Annotated in this window: 12 protein-coding genes; 11 read left to right on the top strand and 1 reads right to left on the bottom strand. The window is 56.9% G+C overall.

Annotation, left to right across the window (positions count from 1 at the left end; genetic code table 11):
- Positions 1-101 precede the first annotated feature (101 nt).
- The 8 genes from GM154_RS09595 to GM154_RS09560 all read left to right on the top strand — a co-directional run bounded on the left by GM154_RS09595 (position 102) and on the right by GM154_RS09560 (position 9,305).
- The gene (locus tag GM154_RS09595; RefSeq protein ID WP_219652069.1) at positions 102-1,142 is read left to right on the top strand and encodes a purine nucleoside permease; all 1,041 of its coding nucleotides are present in this window, start codon (positions 102-104) and stop codon (positions 1,140-1,142) included.
- 352 nt (positions 1,143-1,494) lie between these two features.
- Positions 1,495-2,232, top strand: coding sequence for a FadR/GntR family transcriptional regulator (locus GM154_RS09590; RefSeq protein ID WP_125889078.1), 738 nt, complete (start codon positions 1,495-1,497; stop codon positions 2,230-2,232).
- On the top strand, positions 2,229-3,224 hold the full coding sequence (locus GM154_RS09585; protein WP_219652068.1) for an ABC transporter ATP-binding protein: 996 nt from the start codon (positions 2,229-2,231) through the stop codon (positions 3,222-3,224). The genes GM154_RS09590 and GM154_RS09585 overlap by 4 nt, the downstream gene beginning before the upstream one ends.
- Positions 3,221-4,312: an ABC transporter ATP-binding protein gene (locus GM154_RS09580; RefSeq protein ID WP_219652067.1), complete on the top strand. Its 1,092-nt coding sequence runs from the start codon at positions 3,221-3,223 to the stop codon at positions 4,310-4,312. The genes GM154_RS09585 and GM154_RS09580 overlap by 4 nt, the downstream gene beginning before the upstream one ends.
- On the top strand, positions 4,309-5,811 hold the full coding sequence (locus GM154_RS09575) for an ABC transporter substrate-binding protein (protein WP_219652066.1): 1,503 nt from the start codon (positions 4,309-4,311) through the stop codon (positions 5,809-5,811). Before GM154_RS09580 ends, GM154_RS09575 begins: the two co-directional genes overlap by 4 nt.
- Positions 5,812-5,866: 55 nt before the next feature.
- A complete protein-coding gene (locus GM154_RS09570) occupies positions 5,867-6,814 on the top strand; it encodes an ABC transporter permease (protein ID WP_219652065.1) in 948 nt (315 codons plus the stop codon).
- On the top strand, positions 6,811-7,683 hold the full coding sequence (locus GM154_RS09565) for an ABC transporter permease (RefSeq protein WP_150347517.1): 873 nt from the start codon (positions 6,811-6,813) through the stop codon (positions 7,681-7,683). The genes GM154_RS09570 and GM154_RS09565 overlap by 4 nt, the downstream gene beginning before the upstream one ends.
- Positions 7,684-7,709: 26 nt before the next feature.
- Entirely contained in the window at positions 7,710-9,305 is a 1,596-nt protein-coding gene (locus GM154_RS09560) for a gamma-glutamyltransferase family protein (protein ID WP_219652064.1), read from the top strand.
- A gap of 86 nt (positions 9,306-9,391) precedes the next feature.
- Here the strand turns inward: GM154_RS09560 and GM154_RS09555 are convergent, their stop codons facing one another.
- Positions 9,392-9,574 (bottom strand): hypothetical protein, encoded by a 183-nt coding sequence (locus GM154_RS09555; protein ID WP_010798112.1) that lies wholly within the window; start codon positions 9,572-9,574, stop codon positions 9,392-9,394.
- A gap of 639 nt (positions 9,575-10,213) precedes the next feature.
- On the opposite strand from GM154_RS09555, the gene GM154_RS09550 reads away from it, so the two are divergent.
- Genes GM154_RS09550 through GM154_RS09540 form a run of 3 tightly spaced genes read left to right on the top strand, consistent with a single transcriptional unit; the run spans position 10,214 to position 14,270 of the window.
- Positions 10,214-11,770: an aspartate aminotransferase family protein gene (locus tag GM154_RS09550; RefSeq protein WP_219652063.1), complete on the top strand. Its 1,557-nt coding sequence runs from the start codon at positions 10,214-10,216 to the stop codon at positions 11,768-11,770.
- Positions 11,771-11,784: 14 nt separating this feature from the next.
- Entirely contained in the window at positions 11,785-13,110 is a 1,326-nt protein-coding gene (locus tag GM154_RS09545) for a lysine N(6)-hydroxylase/L-ornithine N(5)-oxygenase family protein (protein WP_219652062.1), read from the top strand.
- The gene (locus GM154_RS09540; protein ID WP_219652061.1) at positions 13,107-14,270 is read left to right on the top strand and encodes an MFS transporter; all 1,164 of its coding nucleotides are present in this window, start codon (positions 13,107-13,109) and stop codon (positions 14,268-14,270) included. Before GM154_RS09545 ends, GM154_RS09540 begins: the two co-directional genes overlap by 4 nt.

Raw genomic sequence — 14,270 nt, 5'->3', positions numbered from 1 at the left:
TGCAGACAACCGCTTTTGCACGTTTGCGCCTAGCGCTGGCATGTACCTTGAACATCCGGTGAGGTTTTTCACGCTCACTCTATAAGAGGCTATTTCATCCCATGCTGAAAAAATCCCTCGCAAGCGCGCTAGGACTGGCAGGTCTGCTGGGCGGACTTACCGCGGCGCCCCAGGTATCCGCAGCGGAAAAACCCATTGCGCCCAAAGTCATGCTGATCGCCATGTTTGGCCCGGAAGCCAAGACCTGGATCGAGCAACTCAAGCTCGATAAAAAGGTGCCGATCGAAGGGTTGTCTGCCGAGTATCCGGATGTGCTTTGTAATGAGGCGCAGGTGTGTCTGATGACGACCGCAATGGGGCACACCAATGCCGCGGCGTCGACTATGGCATTGGCCTTCTCACCCAAGTTCGATCTGCGCAAGACCTATTTCCTGGTCGCTGGTATTGCAGGAATCAACCCGCACGAGGGCACCATTGGCACTACGGCATGGGCGCACTATCTCGTGGATTTCGGCATCCAATGGGAGCTGGACGCTCGAGAAGCTCCGGCTGACTGGAAAGGTGGCTACCTGGGTATCAATACGCGTCATCCCACTCAAAAGCCTCCTCTGGACTACAAGACCGAAGTGTTCGAGGTTAACCAGAAGCTGATGGAAAAGGCTTATGCCCTTTCCAAGGACGTCAAGCTCATCGAAAGCCCCGAGTCTACTGCGTGGCGCAAGAAGTACAACTATGCGCCCGCCAACCAGCCTCCTGTGGTTACCCGCTGCGACACCGTCGCCGGCGATACCTGGTTCTCCGGTACGCTGCTCTCCCAGCGCGCCGAAGAATGGACGCGTACGCTGACGGATGGAAAAGGCCGTTACTGCACCACGCAGCAGGAAGACAACGCCACTTATGAGGCGCTGCTACGGGCCAGCCGTACGGGCCGTGTCGATATCCAGCGCCTGGCCGTAGTGCGTGGCAGCTCTGACTTCGATCGCCCTTACGAGGGTTATTCAGATGTTGAAAACCTGATTGATTACGCCAAGCAAGGCGGCTTTGAACCTGCCCTGGAAAACCTGTTCCGTACAGGCAATCCTCTGGTGCAGGACATCATTAAGAACTGGAGTACCTGGGAAAAAGGCGTTCCCTCCTCCTGATTAATGAAAACAGGACCGGGCATAGATGTTCGGTCCTGTCAGTCATCCTAGCCGCACCGTTAACGTGCAGTGTCGCCCGTAAACGGACCATTCCCGTAACCATTCCAGAAATTGGTTCGCATAGAGACTGAACCAATGCCAGATCATCCCCTACTCCCTGCCTCAACACCTTTGTACCAAAAGCCTGACACGCCTGTAGTCATAGCCTAAGCGCCCGGTCATAACCGTTTCGCCAGTATGAACCAATCGCTATTGGCATCTCGCTTGCAAAACTGCCTGTAACTGTTGCGCCCCACTATCAAGCATATACAAGGCGCACAGACAGACATTCATGTTGGCCTGAGAGAACATGATGCAAACGTGCGAAACGGAAACTCCTATCGATCAATCAGCCCGGATGGCACTCGATGCCCTTCGCCAGCTGGTAGCACAGCATTCGGCATTTCCGGAACGACCTCTGCCTCCGGAGCGTGATCTGGCTGCTGGCTTTGGCGTTAGCCGTCGCTCGGTTCGCCGCGCCCTTTCAGTGCTTGAAGCAGAAGGACAGGTGTGGCGCCGCCAGGGCAAAGGCACCTTTGTAGGCCCAACCCCACCCAGTGCGTCCCTGAGCTTTACCAAGCTGTCCAGCCGAACCAACTTCATCGAAATCATGGAGGCCCGCCTTTACCTGGAACCTGCTCTTGCCTCACTGGCTGCCATTCGCGCCAGCGGCGAGCAGATGGCAATGCTGCGGAGGCTCGCTGAACGTACCGGCCAACAACTCAATGCCCAGACGCCCGATGCAGAAGCACTGGAACTCTGGGACAGCGCCTTTCATAGAGGCATTGCGGAAGCCGCTGGCAACCGACTGATGCTGGATATTTTCGAAATGTTCGATGCCATTCGCCTGGACTCTGTCTGGCGCGACCTGCGCCAGCGTGCCCGCAACACTGACCGCATGCATGCGTATAGCCATGATCACGACGACATTGTGTCCGCGATCGAACAGCGTGACCCCGGCAAGGCGGCGATGGCCATGCGTGGCCATTTGCGTGCGTTGCAACAGGCGCTCGACACCGTTATCCATCACGATCTGGTGAACAGTTTATGAGCGAATCCCCATGCTCTGTCTTGAGTATCCGTAACCTGACCGTTCGCTTTAAAGGTGCAGCGGCCAATGTAGTAGATGGCTTGTCATTCGACATTGCGCCAGGTCGAACCCTGGCCATTGTTGGTGAATCCGGCTGCGGCAAGAGCGTAACATCCATGGCGCTGATGGGGCTTCTACCGGATAGCGCCCAAGTGCATGCCGATACTTCGACCTTCCTTAACGAACCTTTGCTGGCAATGACTGAGCAGCGTCGCCTGGATGTACGCGGTAACCGCCTGGCAATGATCTTTCAGGAACCCATGACGTCACTCAATCCGGCATTCACCATAGGTGATCAGATCACCGAGAGCGTCGTGCGTCACCAAAGCCTGTCTCCCCAACAAGCCCGCCGCCGGGCGTTGGAGATGCTGGAAAAAGTCCGTATACCCGCAGCGGCTCAACGGCTGGAGGCTTTTCCCCACGAATTGTCAGGGGGTATGCGCCAGCGGGCCATAATTGCCATGGCGCTTGCCAACGACCCAGCCCTCATCATTGCCGATGAACCAACCACTGCACTGGATGTAACCATTCAGGCGCAGATTCTTTCCCTGATCGCAAACCTGCAAGCCGAAACCGGAACAGCCATGATGCTGATTACCCATGATTTGGGCGTCGTTGCAGAAGTAGCTGACGATGTAGCGGTCATGTATGCGGGCCAGGTTGTCGAAAGCGGTCCCGTTACTGCGCTGTTCGATGACCCTCAGCACCCCTACACCATTGGCCTGATGGGCTCGATGCCCTCGATGGGCCCGCGTGAAGATCGCTTGGCCACCATTGCCGGCCGTGTTCCCACGCCTGCAGAAATGCCCAGTGGCTGCCGCTTCGCCAGCCGCTGCCCTTTTGTGATTCAGGCGTGCCGCGCAGATCGTCCCCCGCTACGCGAGATCACACCAGGGCATCTGGCAGCATGCATTCGTACACCGCTGGAGCAGCACTTGGGAGTTAGCGCATGAAAACGCCCGAACGCCCTATTCTTGAAGGCCTTCATCTGACCAAACACTTCACGTCACCTACAGGCTTTCTGCAACGCAAGAAGGCTCCTGTTCAAGCCGTCACGGATGTTTCCCTGTCGATCAGACGAGGCGAGACATTAGCCTTGGTAGGCGAGTCGGGCTCCGGCAAGTCAACCCTGGGGCGATTGCTGCTCAACCTGCTGGCGCCTACCGCTGGCGATGTCATCTACGAAGGCAGAAACCTGGGAAACCTGCCTGCGGATAAGCTCCGGCAGGCAAGGCGGGAATTGCAGATCATCTTTCAGGATCCCTTTGCCTCACTCAACCCCCGGATGACAGTGGCCTCTATCGTTGGCGAACCCATCTGGCTGCATACTGATAGCCACCGCGCAGATCGCGCAGCACGAGTAGCAGAGCTCTTGCATACCGTGGGCCTGGCCCCTGAACATGCCAACCGTTATCCCCATGAGTTTTCCGGTGGGCAACGCCAGCGTATCGGTATTGCTCGTGCCCTGGCCTCCAATCCACGCTTGATCCTAGGGGATGAACCGGTTTCGGCATTGGATGTGTCGGTCCAGGCGCAGGTCGTCAACTTGCTGGAAGACCTCAAGCATCAGTTTGGGCTGACGCTGCTTATCGTGGCCCATGGACTGGCCGTGATCCGCCATATGAGCGACAGAGTCGCCGTGATGTATCTCGGGGAGATCGTGGAGCTGGCCGAGGTCGACACGCTGTTCGAAACGCCACTTCATCCGTATACACAAGCGCTTATGGCCGCTGTGCCTGTCAGCCACCCCGGTCTGCGACGGGCTCGCCCCGTATTGGGTGGGGATATGCCAAGCCCGGCAAATCCACCGCCCGGTTGCCGTTTTCACACGCGCTGCCCCCATGCCCGCCCCCTCTGCAGAGAAGCAAAACCTGCCTTTGAATCTGTCGAAGGGGCGCGTCAGGTTGCCTGCCATTTCTGGCGCGAAGTTGCGAATGCCGGTGCAGGAAATTCGATTGCGCCAGCTCCCAGCCCCGCCTTCTCCCAACGCCTTCATCTATTCAAAAGCCATCAGCCCTTTGCCCTGGAGAGCCAGCCTTGAATCCTGTACGCCTGTTGACTGGAGCCTTGTTATTGACGATCGGCACCACGGCATTTGCCGAAACCACCTTGCGCATCGGCATCCAGGACGACCCGGATGTTCTGGATCCGCACCGTTCACGAACCTATTCGGGACGTCTGGTATACACCGCCCTGTGCGACAAACTGGTGGATGTTGCGCCGGACCTAACCTTTGTACCGCAACTGGCCACAGGCTGGAGCTGGAGCGACGACAACCTAATCCTGACCGTGACGTTACGTGAAGGAGTGACCTTTCATGATGGCGAAGCCTTTGATGCCGCCTCGGTCAAATTCAATCTGGACCGAGCTCGTACGTTGCCCGATTCACTGCGCAAGAGCGAACTGGCCTCTATCGAACACGTGGATGTAATCGATCCCAAGACCGTAGCGATCAAGGTGAAGCAACCGGACGCTACCCTGATCGCCCAGCTTTCCGACCGGGCCGGCATGATGCTTGCCCCCAACGCCTCACAAAGCGATGTCGGGTCCAAACCTGTCTGCTCCGGACCCTATAAATTCGTGCAACGCGTACAGCAGGATCGCATCGTGCTGGAGCGCTTCGATCATTACTGGAACACGCAGGCCTATCACTTTGATAAAGTGATTTTCCTGCCCATACCTGACACGTCGGTTCGTCTCGCAAACTTGCGCTCTGGAGACCTGGACATCGTCGAACGTGTTGCTCCCACGGACATCAAGGCGGTCAAGGATGACCGGAGTCTTACGGTCTATAACACGCCCGGCCTGGGGTATATGCAACTGATGGTCAATGTCGCCAATGGTGACAAAGCCAAAAATCCGTTGGGAAGTGACAAGCGTGTCCGCAAGGCCTTCGAGCTGGCAATGGACCGGGACGCTATCAACCAAGTGGTATTCGAAGGACTTTACGCGCCGGGCAATCAGCCTTTTCCACAAAGTAGCCCTTATTTCGATAAGGAACTACCACTCCCCTCGCGAGACATTGCCAGAAGCCAGGCGCTGCTGGCGGAAGCAGGCGTTAAGCCCCCGGTAAACGTTGAGCTCAAGGTTGGCAATACACCTGTCTCTCAGCAGGTAGGCCAAATTATCCAGGCGATGACGTCCGAAGCGGGATTCAACGTCAATCTGGTCGCCACCGAGTACGCGACGCTTCTTAACGAGCAGCAATCCGGAAACTTTCAGGTAGGTATGAGCGCCTGGTCCGGTCGTCCTGATCCAGATGGCAACCTCCATCAGTTCGTGACATGCAAGGGAAACCAGAACGATGGCCATTACTGCAATCCAAAGCTGGATGAGCTGCTTAATAAGGCACGTACTGTCAATGACCAGGCCCAGCGTCAGGATCTGTATCGTCAGGCGATGACCATCGTGGCGGACGAAGCGCCGAACATTTACCTCTACTTCGAGCCTCGACTGATTGTGGCGAATCGCAAGGTGACAGGGTATGTCTCCAACCCGGACGGACTGATCCGCCTGGCCAACGTGTCATTCGCGCAATGATCGATACGGCCCGCTGCAGTAAACCGCACGGGCCGGTAATCCACGAGGGTTATGCATGCTGACGTTCATCCTTCGCCGCCTGCTCAGTGCCATCCCAACACTGGTTCTGGTCTCGCTCTTTGTCTTCACCCTGCAAAAACTGCTGCCCGGCGATCCGGTGCTGGCCATGGCTGGGGAGGAGCGCGACCCCGCTGTCATCGAATACTTAAGAGACAAGTATCGTCTTAACGATCCCGTACCGGTTCAATACCTGAACTGGGTGGGCAATGTCTTGAAAGGTGATTTCGGTACTTCCTTGCGCACCGAACAACCAGTGACCGCGCTTATCGTCTCGAAACTGCCGGTCACCCTGGAATTGTCAGTTTTCGCCTTGCTGATTGCGCTGTTGATAGGTATCCCCACCGGTATTCTCTCGGCGGTGCGTAAAGGGAGCGCGGTAGATTACAGTGCGAACATCGTTGCCCTTTCTGGTATCTCTATTCCGCACTTCTGGCTGGGGATACTGCTCATCATGGTGTTTGCGGTAAAGCTGCGCTGGCTGCCCGCCTCCGGTTTTGTACCGTTCAGTGAAAACCCGCTGCAAAACCTTAAAACCTTGTTGTTACCAGCCTTCGTGCTGGGTGCAGGTCTTTCCGGAACCCTGATGCGTCATACCCGCAGCGCCATGCTTGAAGTGCTGCGCTCAGACTATGTGCGGACAGCGCGCGCGAAAGGGCTGTTTCCCAGAACAGTCATTCTCAAGCACGCCTTTCGTAACGCGCTGATGCCCATCGTGACGCTGACTACACTGCTGTTCGGCGAACTGCTTGGGGGCGCAGTCCTGACTGAGCAGGTGTTCAGTATTCCCGGCTTCGGCAAGATGATCGTCGATGCCGTTTTCAACCGGGACTATGCCGTGGTGCAAGGTGTAGTGCTGTGCGTAGCCATTGGATTCGTGCTGATGAATCTGCTGGCCGATGTGCTCTATCGCCTGATCAACCCGCGCCTGAGGACTGCCGCATGAATGCCATTGCCACCCCTCTCCCTCCTGTCTTACAGACCCGTCTACAGTCTCGTTTCCTGGCAAAGTTTTTGAAGAACAAGGGTGCTGTCATCGGTGCAGCTATCCTCTTGTTATTTGTCCTGGCAGCTGTTCTGGCACCCTGGATTGCGCCCCATGATCCACTCAAGGCGAACTTTCTGGCCGTTCGCAAGGCACCTTCGGCTCTGTATTGGCTAGGCACGGATGAGCTGGGCCGCGACCTGTTCTCACGCCTGCTCTGGGGTGCGCGCAGCTCGTTGCTGGCGGGTGGAGTATCGGTCGCCATCGCCATGGCCATCGGTGTTCCGCTAGGTCTTATAGCCGGCTATTTTGGGGGCGCGCTGGATGCCCTTATTTCCCGGATCATGGAAGCACTGCTGTCTTGTCCGTTTCTGGTGCTGGCTATCGCGCTGGGGGCATTTCTTGGCCCTAGCCTGACTAATGCCATGATCGCCATTGGCTTGTCTGCCATGCCTATCTTTGCGCGCCTGACGCGCGGACAGGTCCTTTCGATTAAACATGAGGACTACCTGGAAGGTGCCCGCGCCATTGGCCTGCCGGATCGCTGGATCATTCTGCGCTATGTGTTACCGAATGTCCTTTCGCCGCTGGTAGTCCAGGCAACCCTGACCATTGCCTCAGCCATTCTCGCAGAAGCGAGTCTGTCGTTCCTGGGCCTTGGCCAGCAACCGCCAGCGCCCTCCTGGGGCTCCATGCTCAACACAGCCAAGAATTTCATGGAACAGGCGCCCTGGATGTCTATTGCTCCAGGCGTGGCCATCTACATCACAGTGCTGTGCTTCAACCTGCTGGGCGACGGCTTGCGCGATGCGCTGGATCCCAAAGACTAACCGTCAGACAAGAAGAGAGTGATCCCATGTTTGATCATCTGGATTATAGCCAGCCTTACGCCTCTGCCCGCTCCCCTGTCATGGGACGGAACATGGTAGCGGCCTCCCAGCCACTGGCCGCCCAGGCAGGCCTGGACATGCTGCGCCGTGGCGGTAATGCGGTAGATGCGGCAATTGCTGCTGCCATGGTGCTTACGGTAGTAGAGCCAACAGGGTGTGGTATCGGCAGTGATGCCTTTGCCATCGTCTGGGATGGCAAAACATTACAGGGCCTGAATACCTCTGGACGCGCACCGGCAGCGTGGTCGCCCCAGTATTTTGCAGGGCACAAACACATGCCGGAGCGCGGCTGGAATGCAGTGACCGTGCCCGGTGCGGTTTCCGCCTGGGCCGGGCTTTCCGAGCGTTACGGCAAGCTGCCTTTCACCACGGTGGCCGAACCCGCCATACGCTATGCGCGAGAGGGTTACCAGGTAACGCCTATCATTGCTGAACTCTGGCAGCGAGGCGGTCAGCTCCTGAAAGATCAGCCCGGCTTTGCCGAGTGTTTTCTGCCCGATGGCCGAGCCCCCAGAGCCGGGCAGAAGATTCAACTCAGGGACCATGCCAAAACGCTGGAGCTGATCGCCGAAACCCGCGGCGAAGCGTTCTATCGAGGCGCCCTGGCCGAAGCCATGGTTGCTCATGCCAGAGCCAACAACAGCGTTATGAGCCTGGATGACCTGGGCAATCACTCAATTGACTGGATCGATACCCTGTCCACGCCCTTTGCAGGCGCCATGGTCCATGAGTTGCCTCCTAACGGCCAGGGCATCGCTACGCTCAGCGGCCTGGGGATTCTGGAGGCCATCGGTATTGGCGATCATCCTGTCGACAGCCCCGAAACCCTGCATGTGGTATTGGAAGCGATGAAGCTGGCCCTGGCGGACCTCAATCATCACATTACAGATCGGGACCATATGCGCGTTCTGGCTCACCATCTGCTTGACCCGGCCTATCTAAAGGAGCGCGCCAGGCTGATCGGCGAGACTGCTGCTGACCCAGGCCATGGCTCGCCCAAGCCCGGCGGTACGGTGTACCTGTCAGCGGCAGATGAAAGCGGCATGATGGTGTCGTTCATTCAATCCAACTACATGGGTTTTGGCTCCGGCGTAGTGGTTCCAGGCACGGGAATCAGCCTGCAAAACCGCGGGGCGGGCTTTTCTCTGGACCCAGAGCACGTCAACACCGTCGCTCCCGGTAAGCGCCCCTTCCACACCATCATCCCCGGTTTTGCCATGAATGCCGACGGCACGCCGTTGATGTCGTTCGGCCTTATGGGCGGTCCCATGCAGGCGCAGGGACACTTGCAGATGATGTTGCGTATCCTGCGCTACAAGCAGAACCCGCAGGCGGCGGCCGACGCGCCCCGCTGGCGGATCGAGTCAGGTCGGAAGGTTGCCGTTGAGCGACAGTTCGATTCACAGACCGTAGCTGCCCTACGCGCCAAAGGACATGATATCCAGGTTGAGGCGCCAAGCGGCGTGTTTGCATTCGGTGGTGCTCAGATCATTCAGAAAACGGCCAATGGTTATGTCGGTGGCTCTGATCCACGCAAGGACGGTCAGGCCGTCGCGTTCTGACCTTGCCGGAGGGAGGCCGCGCAGGCCTTCCTCCTATCCCTTACACCTGATCGAGTCTTAGCTCATTCCAGGTCCTCACGAAGGTGCTAGTCCTGATAGTTTTCTTCTTCTGCATAAGCGAACTGGATGAATCGCTTGGCCTCGTCGAGGCTGCCGACGCGCTTGACGCAGCGTGTGCCCATTCTGATTTCATAACAGCTGCCGCCAGTCGCATCTGCGCATTCGAACACGTAGTAACCATTGGAACTGCTGACGACTTTCTCTTGCATGAGTGCGCTCCCTTTCTCAGGACGGTGAATTCGTTATCGTCACGCCCTCAGTACATGCAATTGGGCGCCCTTCTAATGGGACCCAAATATTCCCTGGCAATTCGCCTCAGTCACGGCAACGACCTGTTTGTTCATACAACAGGTTTATGCTCAGTCTGGTACAGGCGACCGTCGTGCCCTAACCGTCGCTGAAGGATTTTCCTACTAATCACTGGTCTCGGCAGCTCCGCCCGAATCTGGCTGCTGGCTCATGTGAGTAAACTGAAGGCGATTGGCCAAGTTAGCGCTGTTGTGTTTGTTTCGCTCCGTCACCGATCCGTTTTTTCTAATATCATCGTGCCACAGCACCAAAAGAGCGCACCATTAAGCGAAGCTCATCACACTTCATCACCCGTATTGCGTTAAATGATATTGATTTTCATTCAACACAAGGTCTACTCTGAATGGGCTTTGCGATAGTAATAAACACTTACTTTTAATGCGTTATCACTGCTTTTAAATTATAAAGGCTAAGCCGTTTGATAATGGCATATAGCTAACTATTAATATCAAACTACCGTGAGAGCCCGGCGAGGCATATATCCCGACAACATGTTGGGTTATTGCAGAATTGTTTAATCAATTGCCGAGGTTCCATTCGTGAATAATCCATTGCATTCGTATGCGGCCATTACTGCATACCCTTCCGCTCGCCTACAGGATGATCAGGCGACTTCGCATCTTTTCAACGAAAAGAATGCGCAGGCCTATGAAAGCCTTATGGTTCAAGGGGCTGAATGTATAAAGGAAACATTGCTCGGTATCGATAAACCTTATACCGGCATATTGCCGCATGAACTAAAGCGGCAGTTCGACGAAGTGAATCTGGATGAAAAACTGGGTAACTTCAACGAGGCACTGGAAGAACTAAAAGCACTGTACCTGAAAGATGCTGTTTACTTCCATCATCCTCACTATGTTGCTCATCTTAATTGTCCTATTGTTATTCCGGCTATTCTTGCCGAACTGGTACTTTCTTCTATCAATTCCTCACTGGATACATGGGATCAAAGTGCCGGCGGCACGTATATCGAACAAAAGTTGATTGACTGGACGGCTGAGCGTATCGGTCTGGGCAGCGAAGCCGATGGGGTATTCACCAGTGGTGGTACTCAGTCCAACCTGATGGCCATGCTGTTGGCCCGTGATCATGTGTGCAACCGTCAGACCGGTCACGCCAGCAACAAGACGCAAGGCTTGCCGACCGATTTCAAACGCCTGCGCATCCTGTCATCCGAGGTCAGTCATTTCAGCGTACAGAAATCCGCGGCCATCCTAGGCCTGGGTTATGACGCCGTGATACCGGTACGCAGCGATGCGCGCAAGAAAATGGACTTGAGCGATCTGCGCCGCGTGATGGAAGAATGCGAAGCCGATGGGCTGATTCCGATGGCGGTAGTGGCTACTGCCGGTACTACGGATTTCGGCAGCATCGATCCATTGGAAGACATCGCGGCAATCTGTCGCGAGAAAAAAATCTGGATGCATGTCGATGCCGCCTACGGTGGCGGACTGCTGATTTCGCCCAAATACCGTAACCGTCTGGCCGGTATCGAACATGCCGACTCGGTCACCATCGATTACCACAAATCATTCTTCCAGCCGGTCAGTTGCAGTGCGTTTCTGGTACGGGATCGTCGAGAGCTGGGCCATGTCACCTGCCATGCCGATTATCTGAACCCCAAGAGCCAGACCCAGGAAGGCACACCCAACCTCGTTAACAAGAGCATTCAGACTACACGCCGCTTTGATGCGCTCAAGCTCTGGATGACGTTGCGCACCATGGGTGCGAATGCCTTGGGTAGCCTGTTCGATCACGTGATCGACTTGACTCGCGCAACCTATCCGCTTATCGAGCGTGACCCACGCTTCGACATTGCCCATGTTCCTGAACTGAGCACCCTGGTCTTCCGCTATATCCCCGAGGAGCCGCTGAGTGCCGAGCAGATCGATGCGACCAATGCAGCCATTCGCAAAGCGCTGTCTCGTAGCGGACGCGCCATCGTCGCCGGCACCAAGGTAGGCGGCCAACAGTACCTCAAGTTCACCCTGCTCAACCCCATGACCACCCTGGACGACCTGCGAGGCATTCTCGACGCCATCAAGCATGAAGGTGCCCGTTACGTTAACCAACAATCTGCCCTGGCCACGTGCTGATCTGGAGAACCACCATGACGGCTTCAACCTACGATTTCATCGCGATTGGTGTTGGCCCCTTCAACCTGGGCTTGGCGTGCCTGACTGCTCCCATCGACGAGCTCAATGGGTTGTTTCTCGACAAGAACGAGTGCTTCGATTGGCATCCCGGCATGATGCTGGAATCTGCAACCCTGCAGACGCCCTTCCTGGCCGATCTGGTCACCCTGGCGGACCCGACCAGCCCGTTCAGCTTTCTGAATTATCTTAAATCCACTGGCCGCATCTATGCGTTCTACATCAAGGAAGACTTCTTCCTGATGCGCCGCGAGTACAACCAGTACTGCCAATGGGTCATCGATCGGCTGCCCAATATCGAGTTCAACCGATACGTCGAACGTATCGACTATGATCCGGCAACCGGCCTCTATACGGTGAACTGTACCTGCACCAAAACAGGAGAACGCCTGGTTTATCAGGCGCGCCGTCTGGTCCTGGGAACTGGCACGTCACCCTACATCCCTGACTGCTGCCAGGACGCCAGCAGCCACTTGTCCCACACGTCGACCTACCTGACCGACAAACAGGCTCTACAGGCAAAAAGCACCATTACGCTGATCGGCAGCGGTCAGAGCGCGGCGGAGATCTACTATGACCTCTTGCAGGAAATCGACACGCGCGAGTACACCCTGAACTGGATCACCCGCTCGCCTCGCTTCTTCCCGCTGGAATACAGCAAGCTGACCCTGGAGATGACATCGCCCGAGTACATCGACTACTTCCATCAGCTGCCTACCCACAAGCGTGACGCCTTGATGCGCAGTCAGAAGGGGCTCTACAAGGGGATCAACAGCGCCCTGATCAATGACATCTACGACCTGCTGTACAACAAGAGCTTATGCGGTCCGGTCAGGACCAACCTGCTTACCAACACGGAGCTGCAGGACTGCCGCTACGATGAGCGTACCGGCACCTTTACGCTTACCCTGTTTCAGGAGGAACAGGAGAGCCGCTATACGCTTCAGACTGACGGGCTGGTATTATCCACTGGGTATTGCTACAGAACCCCTCCTTTCCTTCAAGGGTTACGCTCACGCCTGCGATTCGATGAGCGTGGCCGCTTCGCCGTCAATCGAAACTATACGATTGATACCGCCGGCCAGGAGATCTTCGTCCAGAACGCCGAGCTTCATACGCATGGCCTGGTAACGCCCGACCTAGGCATGGCGTGCTACCGCAACGCCTATATCATTCGCGAGATGCTCGGCCGCGAACATTACCCCGTCGAACGCAAGATCGCCTTCCAGCAGTTCACGGCGCCCTCTTCGACACTGCTCCAGCCGGAGCCGGCCAAGACATGACGCTGCGTACCTCGCTGATCGCCATGACGGCCCTTGCCGTCATCAGCGACACCATGCTGATTCCGTTCTATCCGCAGTACTTTGCCAGCCGTTTCGGTGAAACGCGGCCGGAGCATGTGGGGGCCTATCTGGCCGCCATCTGCTTTACGGTCATGCTCGCGCTGCCCCTCTGGGCGCGCGTGGCGCGGCGGGTACACCCGATCCGGCTGCTGATCTGGACGCAGCTCGCCGCCGGGCTGCTGTGCCTGTACTGCTATTGGGCATCGGCGCTCCTGGAGTTCTGGCTTGTCTCGCTGGGGATGATCGTGTTCAAGGGCAGCTACCTGCTCATGTACCCCTACGTGATGAGCCTGGAGGACTCTAGGAACCATACCCATACCATCGGCATGCTGTCGGTTGTCGTTCACTTCGGCGCCATCCTCGGCGCCGTGGTGGGCGGCCTGGTCCTTCAGGTACTGGAGCCACGAGATGTCTTTGTGGTAATGGCCGCGGGGGATTTTCTGCAAATGGCGATCTGCCTGCGCCTGCTACGGCGGGAACCACCCCATGCCAAGCCGGAACAAGCCATTACGCACCGTACCGGCAAGGCATGGCCTATCTATCGGCTCTGCCTGCTGATGCTGCTGTTCTATTTCAGCGGCTACCTGGTAAAGCCGTTCTTTACGGTGTACTGGGAGCAGGTCGCTCAGCTGGACCACGCCGCCCTGACCGGACTGGTGTACGCCATTCCTGGTGGCATGGCCCTGCTCGGACTCTGGCTGAACCGGCGTACCAGCAGCCGACAACAGGCCCTGAGCGGTGCGCTGCTGCTGGGTGTGTGCGGCCTGCTGCTTCAGGCCGGTGAGCAGACCGCCCTGATCCTGACTGGCCGCTGCCTGTATGGCTGGGCCATGTTCCAGGTCACGGTACGGCTGGATGCCCTGCTCTTCGAGCTGAGCACGCCCGATGCGTATGCCGCTGACTTCAGCAAGATCAATTTCTTTCAACAACTCGGCGTAGTGGGCTCGTCCTTTGCGGCGGGGTCCCTGGTCAGCACGTTTGGCCTGACTATGCCCTTTCTGATCGGCGCGGCAGGCTTTGCCCTGACCGCCCTTGCCTATCCGCTGCTGGTCCGCACAGCCCAGCCCACGACAACACCTGTTATCGACAAGGGGGTCTGA

It is taken from the genome of Pseudomonas sp. MAG002Y, assembly GCF_019400845.1.
In the GTDB taxonomy this organism is placed as follows: Bacteria; Pseudomonadota; Gammaproteobacteria; order Pseudomonadales; family Pseudomonadaceae; genus Chryseomonas; species Chryseomonas luteola.
This window is presented reverse-complemented; position numbering and strand designations above follow the sequence as displayed.

Excerpts from the sequence above, each read along its gene's own strand:
- GM154_RS09595 (WP_219652069.1), top strand. The coding sequence starts at position 102 with ATGCTGAAAAAATCCCTCGCAAGCGCGCTAGGACTGGCAGGTCTGCTG.
- GM154_RS09590 (WP_125889078.1), top strand. The coding sequence starts at position 1,495 with ATGCAAACGTGCGAAACGGAAACTCCTATCGATCAATCAGCCCGGATG.
- GM154_RS09585 (WP_219652068.1), top strand. The coding sequence starts at position 2,229 with ATGAGCGAATCCCCATGCTCTGTCTTGAGTATCCGTAACCTGACCGTT.
- GM154_RS09580 (WP_219652067.1), top strand. The coding sequence starts at position 3,221 with ATGAAAACGCCCGAACGCCCTATTCTTGAAGGCCTTCATCTGACCAAA.
- GM154_RS09570 (WP_219652065.1), top strand. The coding sequence starts at position 5,867 with ATGCTGACGTTCATCCTTCGCCGCCTGCTCAGTGCCATCCCAACACTG.
- GM154_RS09565 (WP_150347517.1), top strand. The coding sequence starts at position 6,811 with ATGAATGCCATTGCCACCCCTCTCCCTCCTGTCTTACAGACCCGTCTA.
- GM154_RS09560 (WP_219652064.1), top strand. The coding sequence starts at position 7,710 with ATGTTTGATCATCTGGATTATAGCCAGCCTTACGCCTCTGCCCGCTCC.
- GM154_RS09555 (WP_010798112.1), bottom strand. The coding sequence starts at position 9,574 with ATGCAAGAGAAAGTCGTCAGCAGTTCCAATGGTTACTACGTGTTCGAA.
- GM154_RS09545 (WP_219652062.1), top strand. The coding sequence starts at position 11,785 with ATGACGGCTTCAACCTACGATTTCATCGCGATTGGTGTTGGCCCCTTC.
- GM154_RS09540 (WP_219652061.1), top strand. The coding sequence starts at position 13,107 with ATGACGCTGCGTACCTCGCTGATCGCCATGACGGCCCTTGCCGTCATC.